Source organism: Deinococcus wulumuqiensis R12 (assembly GCF_011067105.1).
In the GTDB taxonomy this organism is placed as follows: domain Bacteria; phylum Deinococcota; class Deinococci; order Deinococcales; family Deinococcaceae; genus Deinococcus; species Deinococcus wulumuqiensis.
Genome location: NZ_CP049357.1, coordinates 749,025 through 767,353, shown reverse-complemented (window position 1 = coordinate 767,353; position 18,329 = coordinate 749,025). Strand labels below are relative to the sequence as shown.

Sequence of the window (18,329 nt, the reverse complement as noted above, 5' to 3'; positions counted from 1 at the left end):
AAGCGTCAACGCACTCTGCGCCGCTTGGCTGCACGACTGGGTGCGGATTCCAGAGTGGCCCGTTCCTGTAGGAGCGGCCTCACTCTGTTGATGCCCCCTTCGATGAAGCGGCCGAAACCGAAGGCCTCCAGCACTTGACCGGCCTGTTCGACTTCCGATGTCGGTGCGTTCGGGCGGGCCATCAAAGCCTCAATGACCGCCCGGAGTTCGCTGTTAGGAATATGGCTCAGCGGTCGGTCACCACGCAGCCGCGGGCGCACGTCCTGATCTGGCAGGCGGTAGACCAGCCCGATCTGCCCACCTGTGCCGAACTCGTCTTCCGCGAGCAACTCCCCGCGCTGCACCGCGGTATGGAGAAGAGGATTGAGTTCCCGCTTGAGTTGCATCCGGGACAGGGGCACCCGGTCGGTGTGTGCCTGCAAGGCTTCGGCATAGCGGAGAAGCAGGTGATGACCCACCATTGGCCCCTCGACCCGCAGGATGTCTTTGATGCTTTGAAGGACACGGCTGGCTGGTGGGGCCAGCGGATGAGCGACCACGCCGCGCCAGGGCAAGTAAGGGGTAAGGCCTTTCTTGAAATCGGGACCGTCAGGACTTCCTGCTGGTCGGGAAGCAGCTATAGAAACTGCAGGCCGACTGGGCTGCCCCAGTTCCTTGGTTGGGTGGCTCTGGCCTGTATGGGTCGTCCGGACGACTTTCTTTGTGGCCTGCTCCCATAACGCGTCAGGCCAGCTCGCTCCCCGCAGGAGTTGACCTTCGGGAAGTCCCCTGGCCTTGATGGTGCCCTCATCCGTGATGAAGTACAGGCGGTTCTCGCCGATCGGCTCCTGGGTGACCCGCAGATTCAGGTGCTCCGGGAAGCGCTGTTTCAGTTCGCGAAGCAGACCGATTTCCTCGCCCTGCACGAGCATTTGCACTGGCGTGGAGACCAACCACTCTTCGAGGTGATCCCAGAAATGAGGCGTTCGGTTGAGGGCTTGCAGAGTCGTCACCATCCGGTATTCGCGGGCGGGCAGATTCAGCCACGTGTCCGGGCGACGCACCTCGAACTGATAGTGGCCACGGAAAGGCGTCAGGTGCAATTCCTTGCCTGCCTTAACCTCCCACATCAGGAAAAGCTCGGCGAGCGCCTCACCGTGGAGGGCCTGGCCATCGAAAGGAACGTCATAGCGGTCCAGACCATCGGGGGTATAAAGGCGCACGAGAGGCAGATGCCCCTGTGCGGGCAGCCGAGCCTCTTTCAAGTTCTTCGCTGTAATGGTCCAGCTGCAGGTCGGCTGCGAGGTGACAAGATCGTCCACTCCGCTGTCCGAACGGACGCGAGTGAAAAAGCCCCCAGTCAAAGCAAGGTACCCGGCGGTGTTCAGATGATCTGCAACGATACGGATCATCTCCTGCTCGTCCAGTTGAGCATGTCGCGTGACCAATGTGCGCCAGTCGACCGGGTCAGCCGTGATGGGCGGGCAATGCCAGTGGCGCGCTGTGACCTGAGCTTCCACTTTGCCCGCCGTGGTTTCCACTGTGACGGGTCCTCGGTAGCAGCCATTGAAAGCGGGGTTCGTCCTCAAAACGACGCGCTGGCCGTCAACCGTGCTGATCAACCATGGCGGGCAAAGGACTCGAATGATCCGAATGTCCTCATCCCGGCCGTAGCCAGCGTTCCGGACGGTGAGTACACCCTCGTGGCTCTCGGTTCCCTCTGCCCGCCGGGGTTTCAGCGCCACTTCAGTGTGAGTGAGGCCAGCCAGAGGCTGACGCCCAGCTCGGTTAAATTCCCGAGCGATTCGGCCGAAATCAGCCTGGGTTGAGGTGGCCGTCACTCCGGGGAGCTTGCGGGGGTTGCAGTGCAGCACATGCTTCGAAAGCTGTCCGTCGATCATGCTTGGGGGCGAAGAGCGGCAGGTCAGGGCCGGGCTGCCCTGTGCGGCCGTCAGGACATCCTGCACCGTGAGCGGCGTTCTGGGCAGGCGGCGTCTGAGGGCATTCAGGACGTCGACTTCACTCAACTGTGTCGAGGTCCAAGCACTCGCCTCCCGGCGACGGGCGAGGTCTTCGAGGAAGATCACCTCAATCTCACGGGTCAGGAGGTTCCCAGAGGCCGAATTCATGAGCCTCCCCAGGCTTTGGCGGCTTTACGGCCCTGGTCTGTCAGCACGACCACGGGCAGGGGCTGTCCACCCGCGCGGAAAATCCGCTGCTCGACTTGCGTCAGGCCTTCTTCACACAACTTGTCGAGGTCACTGCGGATGTCCTGTGGCCGGATGAACCTCAACTTCCCGAAGTTCGGGGCTTCCCGCTCCTTCCAATGAAAGGGCTTGGGGGCGGAAACGCCTTCCTGGGCGTTCTGAAAAGCCTTCACCTCTTCGTTGCGCAGAATACGCACCAGGGTGCCCTTGCCGACAAAGTGCTCGTGCTTTTCGAGGTGCGCGAGCAGCCGCAGCAGTTCCTTACGCGGGTTCCAGAGGCTGTCGAAATCCAATTCGTTTCCATCCCATGGTGCAGGCTTGTGCGGCGCGCAGACGTCACAGTTCCCACATTTTTCTCCGCGATGCTCGAAGTGGTACTGCAGCTGAGCGCTACGGCAGACCTGACGGTTGAGCAGCACCTTGGTGAGTTCGCGGAAACGTTCATGTTTCGCGCGTTTCAGGGTCTGCACTCTTTCTTCGTAGCCGGTGTACTCGATGCGGTCCTGCCGAAGCTCGATGTCAAGTGCGGGCTCGAGCAGCATGACGCCGAGGCGGCCTTCGCGTTGGAGTTCGATCAGATGGTCTTCGATAGCTGCCGCGCTTTTACGGTAAAGGCGCGAGAGGTGTACGGGTTCCACTTTCGTGCGCTGCACCAAGTCCTGCACCACAGGGTCGTCTGGCAGGTCGACGCCGTAGTAGGGGTAGACGCGGCACAGGCCCGGTACGTAGCGGTAGCGAATGGCTCCACTGACCTCAAGCAGGTGGAGCAGGGTGGGCAGGGTATTCAGGTCCACGCCCTCGCAGGCACCGAGTTCGGAAAGGGTCGGGAAAGAGTGCCCGTTTTTGATGAGGTCGAGGAGCCTCTGCGCCTGCGCCTTGTCCGGGTAACTGTGGTCGATCAGGTATTTCGCCCGGCGTTCGCTGCCGCTGCTCCACAGCAGGACCGCCCGCGCCTGAATATTCGGGTCGCGTCCTGCACGTCCGGCTTCCTGGACGTAACTTTCCAGTGACAGCGGGGCGTCGTAGTGCACCACCAAATGAATGTCCGGCGCGTCCACGCCCATCCCGAAGGCGTTGGTCGCCACCATGACGCGAATCAGCCGTGCCTGGAACTGGTCGAGCAGTTCGGTGCGGACTGCTGGGGAAAGGCCAGCGTGGTAAGCCGCTACCTCGATGCCGATCTCACCGATCATCGCTGCCAGCCGCTCGGCTTTGGCGCGGCTGCCGACATAGACGATGGTGCGGCCGTCCCGGGTGTCGGGGTTGGTCTTGAGCCCCGCGAGCATGGTGAGCAGAACCTCGTCGCGGCTGACCTTCTTGACCTTCTCGTCTTCAGGCGCTTTCCGGGGCCTTCCCTTCTTGGCCGTCACGTCCACGACTTCGTAGTAAAGGTTCTTACGCTTCACGCCGAGTTGGGTACGTTCGGGACCGTCCATACCGAGCACCTGAATAAGCTTGCGGCGCATCTCGGGCGTCGCGGTGGCGGTAAAGGCGCTCACTGCCCCTTTCACGCCCAGGTCGGCGAGCTCCTGGCGAACATGCAGGTAGTCGGGACGGAAGTCATGCCCCCATTCGAGCAGGGTATGAGCTTCATCGAATACGACTCGTTCAGGAGGCTGCTGCTGCAGGAGCTTGCGAACCGCCGCGCCCTTACGGATTCTTTCCGGCGCCAGATACAGCAGTTTGACCTTCCCAGTGCGGACGTCTTCCAAGGTGCTGTCCTGCTCAGCGCGCGAGAGCCCACTCCAAAGACCGGCTGCCGGCAGACCGAGTTGCTGCAGGCGGCTCACCTGGTCCTGAATCAGGGCGACCAGCGGAGAGATGACCACGGTGTAGCTCTCCCCGAGAAAAGCCGGTAACTGGAACACCAGACTCTTCCCGGCGCCCGTCGGCATCACCGAGAGCACGTCGATGCCCTCCAGAGCAGCGACGATACCTTCGTACTGGCCCTCACGGAAGCCGCCGGGGGGAAATTCGAAAAGCTCTACCAGAGCGTCTTCAAGCTTGCGTTTCCGGGCAGGTTCCTGAAGCCCCACCAACTCTTCACGGTAGCGGTGAATCGCCTGCAATTTCGGGGCAACAAGTTCACCGAAAATCAGCGGGCGGTTCCACAGCAGGCTGAGCTGGTCGTAAAAGTCTTGACGGTTGCGGGCCCGCTTCACGTTTTGCGGCGGGATCGGTAAGGCTCCCAGGAAACGGTCCTGGTAATGGGCGAAAGCCAGCCTCTTGTCCCAAACGACGAAAGCACCGGGGGGAAGGTTCTGACGGTCGTTGCGCACCAGTCGGCCGAACCCCTGCACGAACTTCAGTACGGCACGTGGGAGGTACAGGGTGTTCCAATACGTTTCGAAATCTTTGACGTCGCGCCGCTGAGCTTCGAGGATGAGATCAGGAATAGGAAAAGGGGTCTTATCGAGACTGACCAAAGTCAGGTCGGCGATATCGACCCCTTGCAGGAATCCGGCTGATCCGAGGGCATGCGACTCTTCACCCTGACGCAGTTCCTGCACCGTGCGCTGGGTTCCGTCGCGCACCGCGTTGAGGTGCGGCTGCTTGATCTGACGGCTGGCCCGGCGGAGGCGTTCGTTCGCCGTGAAGATGTGCAGTGCCTGATTCGGCGTTTGCGAAACAAGGTTATTGATCTCCTGACCCACCATGTTCGGGAAGTCAGGGTGGTGCACGAGGGGAAGGTGATTGGTCAGGACAACGTGCCCCTTGTCGTAAGGCAGCACGGGGGGCAACACCATGTACTCCGCTGTCGGGATAGCCAGGTCGCGTTCGAACACACCGAAGTCCTCCGGCTCACCGCTCCCGTTCTTGGCAGGCCAGGTTCCTGGAACACGCAGCGTTGCACTGGTAAAGACCAAGCTGTCCGTCTTTTTCCACAATTCTTCGAGTCGCGAAGACAGCCACAGGGGGACCGCCCACAGTGAAGCGCTGTCTTCATGGGCCTGTGCAGCATAGACGTAAGCACCGGGAAGCCCCCGCTTGAGCAGCGTCCCCAGCGTCTCGATCTGCTTGTTCAGTCGAGCTTGAAGTTCCTCAAGGTCCATGCGGTAAGCCGAGTGTTCCGCGAGTGAAGGGATGAAACCTGCACAGTACTTGAGGCTGTTGATGAGGTCCTCTGAAGCGTGGACGACGGCCCGCCACTCGGCGCTTTGCATCGGCAGGCTGTCGATGGCTGCCTGAAATCCAAAGGCTTCGCTGCCCTGACCGAACTGCAATGCGAACGCCCGCAGGGCTGCTTGCCAGGCATCGACCCGACCGACGAGCAAGTCAAATGCCGTCGAGGCTTTCTGTGAATAGGTTGCGAGTTGCAGATCTTTCGCCTGCCGGGCCGCTCGCTCGATGCTTGCCAGCAGGCCAGCAGGTTCACCCTGCGTGCGACGGAAGAACTCACGGGCAACACTGAGCACCGCGTCGCTGCCGATTTCCAGACGCAGGGCGGCGAGGGCCGCGTCTTGCAGGTCGTGTGCCTCGTCGATGATCACGCGCCCAAAAGGCAGCTCTTCTTGCTCAAGTCCGTCCAACTGGTTGCGCAGGAGAAGGGCATGATTGACCACGACCACTTGGGCCTGCTTCACCAGAGCCTGAGTGCGGTGGTAAGAGCAGGCGGTCGAGAAAGGACAGGCCGGGCGGCAGCGTTTGGCCACCGTCGAAGTGATGATCTTGACCTGCTGGTACTCGGGTGAGCGGGTCAGGGCGCTGGGGGGAACGGCGCCATACTCTCCCGACTGCACATGAAGCGCGAGGAGTGCGGCGGCTCTGGCCTGTCCTGGCGACATGATGAGGTGACCAAGTCGAAGCTCTTCGGGCAACTCTGCTGTGGGTTGGGTTGACTCTTCTGGAGCAACGGGCGGCTCCTGTTCGGCTGATGAAGAAGGAGATTCATCTTTCTCCTCGACCGGCTGCACAGGACGGTGACGCCGGGTGAGCAGCAGTTGGAGCCGCTCCGGGCAGATGTAATTGCTCTGACCTTTGAGGGCGACCACCTGAATTTTGAACCCCTGATCCTTGAGGTCGCGCGCTTCACTGACGATCTGATCCTGCAGTTGTTTGGTATGCGTGCTGATCACGACAGGCCGGCCGGGTCGTCCATGAAGCAGTGCCGGATAGAGGTAGGCTCTGGTTTTTCCGGTGCCGGTTGGCGCTTCGACGACCACTCGGCCCGGACCTCTGAGTGTCTTTGCGACGGCGTCGGCCATGTCCATCTGACCAGGTCGTGGGGTCGGGAGCATGTCGCTGATGGTCCGTGGCTCACGGCCGTGACTCCAAACTGCACTGACGTCTGTCGCGGCGGCGGCCACCTGGGACGAGAGACTTTCCAAGTCCTTTCGCGTAATGGGGGCTGGTGAAAATGCCAGAGCAAGTTCCGGAACGGGCAGAACCGAGAGGAGTTGGCGTTGGTCGTCAGGCCGGTTTTGCAGGCGTGCGATCATGACGTCGAGCAACCGCGCCGTCGCTGCACAGTCCGCTAGTGCACGGTGAGCATCGTCGTGAACCTCTCCGCAGAAGCGAGCATGCAGTCCTTCGAGACTGAAACTTTCAACGGGCGGCTGCTCACCGGCGAACGCAAGAGGGGCCAGCAGCATGGTGTCCAACACAAACGGAACGTGGAAGGGCAGACCTTGCTCGCGGTACAGGCGCCTGAGCAAAGGCACGTCGAAGGCCTGAGCGTTGTGACCGACCAACGGAAGCTGGCCGATGAACTGGCTCAACTGCTGCAGGACTTGAGCGAGCGGTTGACCTTCACGGTCCAGTTCGTCTTGTTGGATGCCAGTCAATTCGGCAACGTTACGGGGCACGCGTGCACCAGCAACGAGCAGTTGGAGTTGCCCTGCGAGCTTCCCATTTTCGATCCGGAGTGCTGCGACTTCCAGGAGGCGCGCCTCCGCACGGTCGACGGAAGTCGTCTCGGTATCGATGATGATGTAAGAAGTGATGTGCTCTTTGGGCACACCATGCAACTCCGCGACGCGCTCTTCCTGCCCTGGAATGAACAGGTATTCGCCCTGCTGACGCAACTGACTTCGGCTTGCTTTGAGGAGACGGGTAAGCAGTGAACGCTTCAAGTCGAAGTGCTCAAGCAGGTCTTCCTCCGTTTGCGGACCATGCATCCGGAGGTAATCGAGGACGCGGCGCAGGAGCGGAGACATCAGGCGGCGTCGCGAAAGTGGAATGTCTTTCGGGGGATAACTGTGATCACGATGTCGTCTGAAACTAACATACTCAGTGTCAAGTGGGTGAGGCATTGACCGACGTGCATCCTCTTTCGGTAGGCGTCAGTGGTGTGCAGAGGGCATCTGTTGTACAGCCCTTTGCTTTGATCAAGTCGTCGAAGTGCGAGTTTTTAAGTTGCACTTCGAGTGACTGTCATGGTGGCCATAGAGGTAGTCGAGGTCGTCGAAGGCGGGTTGCGAACCGCTATCGACTCTCAAAGATTTGGAATTTGAACTTGAAATTGTCCAGGTAAAGTTGGGGCTTGGGGACCATTGAGGTGGCATTCAATGTCACAGCAGGAGTAAAAGTTGCGATCACCGTGAACAGTGATTGCACCAGTTTTGTGTCTGCGCGTCCGAACCTGTTTGACCGCTTGTGACCTTTCCCCGGTGGTGTTGTTGCGTGTGCATGTCACTCACTTTTGCCACCACATGGCCTCAACAAGAGATGAGGTAAGGGCAGCGTTAGTGGCAAGCGGTGACGCTATTGTTCTGCACATCGCGCGCACAACTGACGATAACTGAGTGTCTCCTTCAGACCTTGAACCCTCAGATACAAAGACTTGCAACGCTCATTTTTTATGTGTATTTCGTGAGTGGCATGGTGGCGAACAGTAGTGCAGGAGGGTGGTCAAACAGCCTGTCCAAAAAACCCCGATTTTTACATTTCTTCCAGTGTCCACGATACATGCCCGGGGGGCGACAGGCGACCTTAGAGCCATATTCCCTCTCTGGGAGGACGTTTCTCGAATTTCTGTATCCTTTTTTCACGCTTGGCTTTCTCTGCAGTCATGGACAGGCAGGGTGGCGCAAATAATTTCTCATCAGGAGGGTGTTTGGACCAGGTCAGGCTGCACATGGCGTGTCGAGTCGGCTTCGTTTTAGCCTGCGCGATAGCCGTCCAGACCACATGAGTGACCCGAAAAAGAGCATGAGATGACGAGCGGAGTAGTTGAGATCAGCGGAAGTGGCGTGCTACTGAAGGGGGGTTGATGGCTGCATGATCGCTGCACTGACACCACCGGACCCGTGAGTTTGGCAAGCAGCACTCGCCGGTGATGTCGCCCCAATGCCAATCGACGCAGCCAATTTTACCGACCCGCTTACCCCCCAAGGGTGATACAGGTAGGTAGAGGGCATTGCCATTTTGGTTGCCGACAGTCGATTTGCTGCAACCCTCCTCACCGTTTTTTGGAGATCACGGGTGACTGATGATCAACGCAATGACCCGATCGAGAGGAATACATTTCGGCGACTGACCTCTCCTTGACTTGCCCCAACGGTGACTCGTCTGCATCAAATGAGCATGCACCGAACCGCATCCCGACCTGATGGGTGGCAGCATTTTTGCCAGGGCTCCGGCCGCACCAGGAGTATGATGTATCGTCCAAAATCACAGAGTGACTATTCAAAGTCAGTGCTCTTGAGGGTCTCTCGTGAGAGCAGTAGCCCCTTCCGTCATTGCCCAAAGAGCGAGCAAGGGGTCGAAGAGAAGTCACTGGTGAGGTCTCGACACGTGCGCAAGTTGCCAGGTCATGTAGGCTTTATGTATCCAACTGCCTCACCGTATCGCGACAACGCTGGAACCTGATGGATTCAATTTCGCAGAGCGTTGGTCGCCTGGTGAGAGGTCATCGCAACTGTAATACCGGCAGATCAACCCGTCGGTTGAGTTCAAATGCAGTCGCTTTAGGTGACGGCAGAGTGGCACATCGCAACTCAAAATCGCTGCTTTACTGTGCAGGGACAGCGCGACATGGACGCGTCGGCTCCGTCCAAAACTACGCAAGTGAGCAGCGGCAATCATCACCGCAGGAGGGCAAACCTCGTATGGCTGAGCGGTAAGCTAGGCCAAAGCCAGTAGCTCCTGAACTTCCCGCACGATGTCTTCAACCGCCATCTTGACCTCTTCCGGAGTGGTACCTTTCCCCAAACTTGAAGCGGCTTCCTCTCTCGATAGACCAAGTTCAGTGAGGACATACGAAGGTTCCAGGGCCCCTGCGTTGCAAGCCGAGCCTAGGCTGAGGCCGAGGTGAGGCAAGAGAGTGAGGAACGCGTCGACTTGTATACCTGGGATAGTGACGTTACCAGTGCTTGGCACGAGCCTGACCATCTCTCACTGCTAGTTGTTAATGCGCGAGGCTCGCAAACCCGGATCACGGTTTTTTCATCACGGCCTAGTCGGCATCTGGGCGGCAGCAGTATTTCGGTGCTGACTTAGTCCCTACCACCATGCAAATACACCAGAGTTCTGGTTCCCGTTAGCCCGCAAGATTGCATCCTATCGCTCAATCGTAGGAAGACCCTCCGGCATATTGTTGAGTTTGGCAAGCTTGCTATCTGATAAGGCAGCGCGACTCTTCGCAGTCTCAGCACATCACGTTGCGTGAGTTGCTGCAGGGCGCCAAAGCTACTCAGTACCATTACACTCGCCCCGGTGAGGGTGTTCGGCAGACGAGTTTGCTGCCAGAAACGCCATCGCCGTGTAAGCATGGCGCGTCTCTTCAGCCCTATGTATCCAGCCTGTACGATCACCTGAACTTGAGGTGCTACCTCCCGATGCCCAGGGATAGAGTCCAGTCCGGCCAACCGCGATACTGGTTCACGGAGACCGGGGACGTACAGTGTGCCGAGGCATCAGTTGCAGCGTTTTGTTCAGGTGGAGTCAAATAATTCTGGCGAACGTGGGCGTGTTACGTGAATCGGCAATAGCGAAAATCAGTCTTATGGCAGCCTCGGAAAGTTCCTGAGCATCTCCTATACTCCCGACGCCGAAACGGTGATTCACGCCACGCTCCAAGATGCTCCGCATGTTGTGACGGTCAAAATAGGTCTGGTAAATGTGGGGCAGACGCTCACGCATGACGGGAAGCCAGGTCTGATCGGGCATCCTGTCGCGCTTCTTGAAACGGTTGAACTCGGATTCGGACGGGACAAGGTTCCAAAGTTCGTTAATTGGAAATGTGGTGATCGGGATGATGTGGTCAACGTCATAGTTCTGGGGGGTCAGCGGCTTGTCCGTCCAGAAGCAGCGCAAGCCCTTGCCTTCCATCATCAACAGTTCAAACTGGTTACGCTCCCAACTCAGCGGGCGCCTGCTGTCGGGTCTGTCGGTGAGTGCTAAATACACTTGGCCCCTGTCGGTTCCTGAACCGTCCCTATCGGCGCTTTCTACGAACAGCGCCCATTCGTGCAGGCAGAGTGCCTCAATATAGAGTGAATAGAACTTGAAGTCCTCCCACATTCCATCGTCTACAACGGTGAAGAGTTCGGACGCGTTTTGATGGGGGAGGGTCACAGTGTGCGGATCAAGCTCGGGGATTCTTTTCACTCTGGTGAACACGCTGAATTGGACATTTCCGTCACCTGCGTACCGGATAGGCTGCTGAATGGCCCTGATCAACACTTTAACGCAGCGGTCATAACTGTTCCTGACCTCAGTCGATACGTTGCCTTTGACGACTTCGGACACCAGCAAGACGCCGTCTGACGGACGGTCCGAGCCGAGCTCAGTGTTCTTCCAAAGGCACTTGAGTTGAGTCAATTCATGCCTGAATACCACATCTGCCGCCCCTTCCCTGAATCCGCCCTGATAAACGGGCTTCTGCTCACTTACGAAAGGCCAGTAGTAACCCAACCAGAGATCGGCGATAAGTTTGAGCGGCACAGCCACGCCCGCTCCTCTGCCTTGAATACCTGCGTAAGTCAGGGCAAGGTCATTGAGTGCGCGGATAAGGGCAATCTTGTAGTTGTTGGTCTTTTTGTCGTGCTTAACGACTTTTTGAATAACTTTGACCGCCACGCCTGACCCGTCCATAACCCTTTTGTATCAGTGTCATTTGCAATTTCAAATGGCATTGGCTTTCAGTTCAGATGGCATTGCCGCTCGCCACGGCACTACCGCTCTGAAAAGGCCGTATTGAAGACCTGTTATGAGCGCTGCTCCGGGGAAAGGCTGTGGGGTAAGCCACAACACACCAGCACAAGGGATATCCCATGGGTGTCCCTTCTTTTTCCCTTACCGTTCTTTGTATCTAAATGATACATTCCGAGTATGGCGAAGCGGTTTATGGTCAATCTCGGAACCACCCTGGACGCCGAAGTTGACCGTCTGGCTACGGAAGCCGGTGTCGGGAAATCTGAAGTGGTCAGGCAGGCGCTGCGCTTTTACCTTCCACTGGAAGCGGCAACAGCACAGGGTGTGACAGTTCTTCTCGTCCATCCGGACGGCATCACCGAACAATTCAAGATGTACAGCATCCACGGCACACCACTGCGCAGCCATGTTCAGGCCGACAAAGGTCAAGCGACCATGCCCGCAAAGGAAGATGACGCCGTGTCAGGCGGACGTGATACCCGCCACAGTATTGTGCTTCCAGTCAAACCACTCAAACCGAAGTGAATCAAAATGATGCACTTTTCTGTTCAGGAGATCCCATGACCCAGCCCACTGCCTTTACGCTTCGCGCCCTTCTTCAGCCCCGCGCCTCCGTGTTCGAAAACAACAAGAGCGACACGACGCTGGAGATCAATAAACTTACCGAGGGCAGTGTCGATCCTCAAACGTTCTTCGACGAGAACGTGGTTACAGACGGCATGCAGCACCTGCTCACCCAGAGCTTCAAGCGTCTCGCCGGGCAGTCGGCCAATAGCGTCTTCTTTCTGAAGCAGAGCATGGGGGGCGGGAAGACGCATAACCTCATCACGCTGGGTCTGCTGGCGTCCCACCCTCTCGTGCGCCCGCAGGTCATCACCGATCCCGCGATGGAGTCTGTCCTACGCGAGGTGGGAACCGTTCAGGTGGTCGCGTTCAACGGTCGCAACAACCCTCCGCACGGCCTGTGGGGCGTGGTGGCCGAGCAACTGGGCAACAAGGCCGCTTTCGCCAATTTCTACGCTCCACCCGACGCGCCGGGGCAGGAGGACTGGGAGAATCTGCTCCGGGGACGCACGGTGTTGATCCTGATCGACGAGTTGCCGCCCTACCTTGAATCAGTGGAAAGTCGTGTGGTCGGCGACAGCAACATGGCCCGCCTCACCGCCCGCGCCCTGACCAACCTGATGGCCGCCGTACAAAGGCCGGGGTGTGAGCGAGTCGCACTGGTACTCACCGATCTCGGCGGTGCCGCTTATGGGCGTGCCAACACCTACCTCCACGACGTCCTGAGTGACCTCACGAAAGAAACGCAGCGCCTCGCACTGGAAATCGAGCCTGTTCAGCAAAACTCCAACGAGGTCTACGACATTCTGCGCAAACGCCTTTTTGAGTCCGGGCCGTCAGATGATGTCGTCCGCCAGATTCAGGCTCAATACGCTGCCGAAATCGATCAGGCTCACAAGATGGGGCTGACACCCTCAGACGGCCAGCAGGCCAGCATGGCGCTCCTCGACACCTACCCGTTCCACCCGAGCCTGCGTGACCTGTACGCCCGTTTCCGTGACAACCCCGGCTTCCAGCAGACCCGCGGCCTGATTCGCATGATGCGGGCTGTCACGGCTCACCTGTGGAACAGCGGTCTTGCGGACGAGCGCACCACCATCGGGCTTCAGGACTTCGATCTGAACAATGAACGTATTCGCGGCGAAATCCTCAACATCAACGACAAGCTCAAGAACGCGCTCTCGCACGATGTCGCCGACCAGGGCAGGGCCGTCGCGGAACTCAACGAACCCACCGACCTGTCCCGCCGCGCCGCGACCCTGCTGCTGACGTCTTCCCTCGCGCACGTGGTCGACGGAGTCGTCGGCTTGCCACCGCAACTCGTCGCGGATTACCTCGCCGCACCGGGGCTGGATCTCGCGCCCATCAAAACCGTACTGAATGACCTGGCTCACAAATCGTGGTACCTGCACAAGGATGGCGACGCCTACTACTTCAGTTCCACCCGCAACATCAACGCCGAGATCGAAGCGACCATCCAGTCGACCAGTGAGGACAAAGCGCTCGACATCGTCCGTGAGCAACTCAACATGCTGTTCAACCCGTTGCCGGACGGCGCTTACAAGGAACTGCTGATCTTCCCCGTCCTTGACCAGATCGAACCGAAACAGGGGCATGTCACCCTGATCCTCTCCCGTCCACAGGGCAGCGGCCTGAACCCCAAACTCAAGGAACTCTTCGAAGCCAGCACCCTCCGCAACCGCATGATGTTCCTGACGGGCGAAGAGTCCAACTACCGCCTGCTTCTCGACCGCGCCAAGGCTCTGCGCGCCACCCAGACGGCCCTGAGCAAGATCAAACGCAGCGAGAAGCCCAACCCGGACATGATCCTCGAACTGGAAGAACGCGAACAGGCCACGATGATGCACTTCCTGACCGCCGCACAGGAAGCCTTCACACACCTGCACTTTCCTGAACAGTCCGGCCTGACCAGCCTCGATTTCACCGGCAAATTCGCTGATAAGCATCCGGCCAGCCGTGGCGCACAACAGGTGCAGGAGATTCTCGAAAGCCGCAAGAAGTTCGTGAAGGTGCTGGACGCTTCCGAAGGTCGCAAGTTCGAACAGCGCGTATTTGGCAACGCCAAGCGCATGACGTGGAACGAACTGCTCGCCCGCGCGGCCAACACGACCGGCTGGCCGTGGCACCCGAGTGGCGCTCTGGAGCAGTTGCGCCGCGACAAGATCGACCGCGACGAGTGGCGGCAAGATGGACAGGAAATCGAGCGCGGGCCCTTCCCCCTCGAACCCACGTCCGTGACGGTGCGCCATGACGTACTGGACGCGGCCAAAGACCACTACCGCCTGACGGTCACACCGAAGTACGGCACACAGGTTCATTACGCTGAGGGGGCCAGCGTGGACACCAGTGCCCCCGTGATGACCGACGCTTCTATGGAAGTCACCGGGCAAACCTTTTCCTTCCTCGCGGTGGATCCCAGCCACGATCCGGCCACCAACAAGGGGCACCCGACCGGCGAAAGCGTGACGTGGCAGGCCCCTACGCATTTGAAGGGAAGCTGGGAAGACGAGAGCCTCAACTTCGAAACCTCACCGGATGTGGAAGTGCGCGTCACCTTCGACGGCAGTGCCCCCGAGAAGGGCCAGATCGTCAAACCCGGTCAGCCGATCATCCCGCCCCCCGGCACCCACGTCGTACAGGCCGTTGCCACGCGTGCCGGGATCGCCAGCCCCCCGATCACCCTGAAACGCAATGTCACCGGGCCAGAACCCATGACCCCCGCCCGCTGGACACGCACCCACAAGACCACGGCCACGGCCGACAGTGTGAAACTGATGGATCGACTGGAGAAACATGGCGGCAAGGCCGCCGGAGTGAAAGTGACGGTCGAAGGGAAAGGCGACCATTACGGCACCGCCACTTTCTCGGAAGGCACGGTCTTCACGGCCGAAACCCTGCGTGACCTGACGGACTATATTCGCAAGCTGGTCAGCACGGACACCAACCTGCACCTCGATGTGAAAGAACTTCAGTTTGAGCGAGGCCAGCACCTCAGCGACTGGGTGGCCGAGACAGGTGACAAGCTCAACATGAGCGAAGTCAAGCAGTAACGCGAACCACGCCAACGACCGTCAAAGGACTCGACATGACGAAACAAAGCACCACAGCCACGCTGGGCCACTTCGACGCCCCGAACGTCGAACGTCCGCACATGCTGGTCAGCGTGCCCAGCAGTAAGAAAGAACTCGTGCAGTTTTACGAAGTGCGTGAAAACCTTTCCGGTCGCCTCGTACAGACCCTGCGGGCCCAACTGACACACAAACAATGGGCATCCGTCTCCAGAACCGCAGAGTTCACCTTCAACGAGCAACTCCGCGAGGCTGGTGAGCGCCCCGGACGCTTCCTGAAAACAGGTGATAGCCGCCTGAGCATCAACAACCTCGGCAAGGAACTCATGGTGCTCGTCTGGGCTGCTGAAGACGCCACCGAGGATGAACTGGAAATCATCCGGGTAAGTTGGCAGCGCCTGCACCGTATCGAACGCTGGTGGCTGTTCAATCAGACAGTCGCCCTGAACGGCGATCTGCGCGGCCGTGGCAAAGGCTGGCGGGCTGCACTCAGGCTCATGCTGGCCGCCACACCGACTGGGCCGGGCAGCGAAACTGCCGTGAACGACCCCGAAACGACCCTGAAACTGATGCCTACCCGTACCGTGAAAACCAAGAACGGGAAGAACAGCATGGAACCGATGTTCAAAAAGGCCAAAAGCGCATGATCCAATCTCAACACACACCGCTGGCCGACCAGCCCGCCCTGATCGAACACTCCTTCCCCGTCGCAAAGCTCAGTGCGGAGAGTTACAAGGAACGGAAGGCCGGATCTGGTCAGCGCCTGACCGGCATCGGAAAATGGTGGGGTCGCAAGCCCCTCGTTCTGGTGCGGGCGAGCATCCTTGGTGCCCTTTTGCCTGCCACGGACGACCCCCAGAAGGACAACGAGGTCTTCGAACGCCTGATGGGCATGGACGACTTCGGCCTGTACGAACGGCGCACACGCAAGGCCCTGAGCAAAGCCCAGTTCGATGCCATGACGCCCGAAGAGCAACTCAAGGGAGCGATCCTCGCGGAGGCTTACGAAGGCCCCAGCGACGAGGAAAGCTGGAAGATGATTAACGATCATCTCGGCACGAACGCCCACACCTTGCAGGAAGTCGTGGAGCAACTCGGCGTCATGCGCTTCGGCGAGAAGCCCAAAGTCGGAGACGTGTTCTCCGGGGGCGGTTCCATTCCTTTCGAAGCCGCCCGTCTTGGGTGTGACACCTACGCCAGTGATCTCAACCCGGTGGCCGCTTTGCTCACGTGGAGCAACCAGGCCTTGCTGTGCGCCACGCCCGAAGATAAGGAACGCATCGACGCCGCCCAGAAGTGGGTTTACGAAGAGGTCGACCGTCAGATCACCGAGTGGGGCATCGAGCACGACGAACAGGGACGGCGTGCTGACGCTTACCTGTGGTGCAATGAAGTCCTTGACCCGGAAACCGGGTACATGGTGCCTCTTGCAGCGACTTGGGTCATCAGCGTGAAAGATCGGGTGGTGGCCGAGTTAGTGCCCGACGATGCCAACAAGCGCTATGACATTCGGGTCGTTACGGGAGCCAGCGACGAGCAGATGAAGAAGGCCAAGCAGGGAACTGTGGTCGATCAGCAGCTGGTACCGCCTCCAACCAAGGACAACCCGCAGCCCCACAAAACTCAAATGAGCAAACTGCGTGACCGTCACAACAACGGTCAGGGCCTGCGGGCTTGGCACAGCGACGATCTAGTACCGAGTCCTGATGATTTCTATCAAGAGCGGCTTTACTGCGTGCGCTGGATCGACTCGGATGGGAACAGAAATTACGAAGCCGTTACACCTGCCGACGAAGCACGTGAAGCAAAAGCATTGGCCCTGCTACATGAACGATGGAGAAATTGGCAGGAGGATGGCTTCATACCTTCACGTGCTATTGAGGAGGGCCCTCGTGCCGGACGCATCTTCGCAGGGCGCAATTGGCGGTACTGGTCGAACCTGTTTACGCCCCGACAGTTATTAACGAACGGTCTTTTCGCTGCGAATATAAGCCGCAGCAATGCGCCAAAAGAACTGCTGGTTTTGCTTGGAAAACTTAATGATAACAACTCTAAAATGTGCAGGTGGAATGAAGGCGGAAGCAAACCTAACAATGTCTTTAATAGTCAAAGTATCAATCCAATTTATAATTACGCTGTTCGCGGATCAAAACAGCTACACAATCAGAAAATTGATACGATCAGCCATGATTGTTTTCCCATTTCGGTAGGATTGTCGGATGCACGGTTAGTCGCAACTAATCGCGATTTGTGGATCACTGATCCACCTTACGCTGATGCCATCGACTATGAAGAAATTTCAGAGTATTTCCTGTCTTGGTACGAAAAACGTATCCCGAATCTTTTCCCCGATTGGTATACTGATACACGTCGTGCTCTTGCTGTTAAAGGTAAAGGAACGGCATTCAATGAGTCCATGATCGAGGTGTACAGCAACCTCACTCACCACATGCCAAACAACGGCATGCAGATCGTGATGTTTACCCATCAGGATGCCGAGGTGTGGGCCGACCTCGCTATGACCATGTGGGCTTCTGGACTCCGTGTATCGGCGGCATGGACGGTCGCAACTGAAACGACCGACGGCATCAACGGTGGGGACAACTATGTACAGGGTACGGTTCTCCTTGTTCTCCGTAAGCGCGGTGAAGTCGAGACCCTCTTTGACGATGAAATCCTGACCCTTATGGAGCAGGAGGCATCCAAACAACTCAAGGACATGCAACTCCTTGAAGGAGCGGGACTTCGCTGGAGCGACGCCGATTTGCAATTGGCGACTTACGCCGCGGCTTTGCGAGTCATCACGTCCCATGACATCGACGGAATCGACCCTCGGCAGGAACTCCTCAAGGTTAGGGCCAAGGGGGAGAAATCGCCTGTCCACCGCCTGATCGAGCAGGCTTCACAGGTCGCCAGCCGCGAACTTATGCCTCGCGGCCTCGACCCGGCGATCTGGCGTGACCTTGGTGCCCATGAACGCTTCTATCTCAAAGGTCTCGACACCGAAAACCGTGGTGAGCACCGCAGTGGCGTGTACCAAGAACTCTCGAAGGGCTTCGCCGCGACCTCATGGCGTGACCTGCTCGGTGACGAACGCGCCAACCATGTGCGTCTCCAGACCGCCAGTGAAATGGGCAGCCGTTCGGTGACCACCGGGCCGCTCGCGGGAACCCTTCTTCGGCATGTGCTGATGGCCATTCAGATCACGGCGCGTGAGGGAGAACCCGAGAAGGGCATCGCCTGGCTTCAGGGTGAAGTGCCCAGCTTCGACATGCAGCAGACCCGCACCATCAAGTTGCTGGAACACCTCGGCAAGCAGAACCTGCCCCACTGGACACAAGATGCCGCAGCGGCCCGTCTCCTGCGCGGCGCTTTGATGAACATCGGCGTATAA

At 58.6% G+C, this 18,329-nt stretch carries 7 protein-coding genes; 4 read left to right on the top strand and 3 right to left on the bottom strand.

What is annotated here, in order from left to right:
• Positions 1 to 5 precede the first annotated feature (5 nt).
• From G6R31_RS03680 to G6R31_RS03670, 3 genes are all read right to left on the bottom strand, one after another.
• Entirely contained in the window at positions 6 to 2,108 is a 2,103-nt protein-coding gene (locus tag G6R31_RS03680) for a hypothetical protein (RefSeq protein ID WP_017869328.1), read from the bottom strand.
• Entirely contained in the window at positions 2,105 to 7,342 is a 5,238-nt protein-coding gene (locus G6R31_RS03675) for a RecQ family ATP-dependent DNA helicase (protein ID WP_225983197.1), read from the bottom strand. Before G6R31_RS03675 ends, G6R31_RS03680 begins: the two co-directional genes overlap by 4 nt.
• A 2,728-nt stretch (positions 7,343 to 10,070) precedes the next feature.
• Positions 10,071 to 11,222, bottom strand: coding sequence for an HNH endonuclease domain-containing protein (locus G6R31_RS03670; protein ID WP_017869322.1), 1,152 nt, complete (start codon positions 11,220 to 11,222; stop codon positions 10,071 to 10,073).
• 237 nt (positions 11,223 to 11,459) lie between these two features.
• Here G6R31_RS03670 and G6R31_RS03665 point away from each other — a divergent pair, with 237 nt between their 5' ends.
• From G6R31_RS03665 to G6R31_RS03650, 4 genes are read left to right on the top strand one after another with little or no spacing between them, the layout of a single operon-like run.
• Positions 11,460 to 11,807 carry a ribbon-helix-helix domain-containing protein gene (locus G6R31_RS03665; protein WP_017869321.1) on the top strand — a complete coding sequence of 116 codons (348 nt, stop codon included), beginning with the start codon at positions 11,460 to 11,462 and terminating at the stop codon, positions 11,805 to 11,807.
• Positions 11,808 to 11,842: 35 nt separating this feature from the next.
• On the top strand, positions 11,843 to 14,917 hold the full coding sequence (locus G6R31_RS03660) for a DUF499 domain-containing protein (protein WP_017869320.1): 3,075 nt from the start codon (positions 11,843 to 11,845) through the stop codon (positions 14,915 to 14,917).
• A 35-nt stretch (positions 14,918 to 14,952) separates the two neighbouring features.
• Positions 14,953 to 15,582: a DUF3780 domain-containing protein gene (locus tag G6R31_RS03655; protein WP_017869319.1), complete on the top strand. Its 630-nt coding sequence runs from the start codon at positions 14,953 to 14,955 to the stop codon at positions 15,580 to 15,582.
• Entirely contained in the window at positions 15,579 to 18,329 is a 2,751-nt protein-coding gene (locus G6R31_RS03650) for an anti-phage-associated DUF1156 domain-containing protein (RefSeq protein ID WP_017869318.1), read from the top strand. The genes G6R31_RS03655 and G6R31_RS03650 overlap by 4 nt, the downstream gene beginning before the upstream one ends.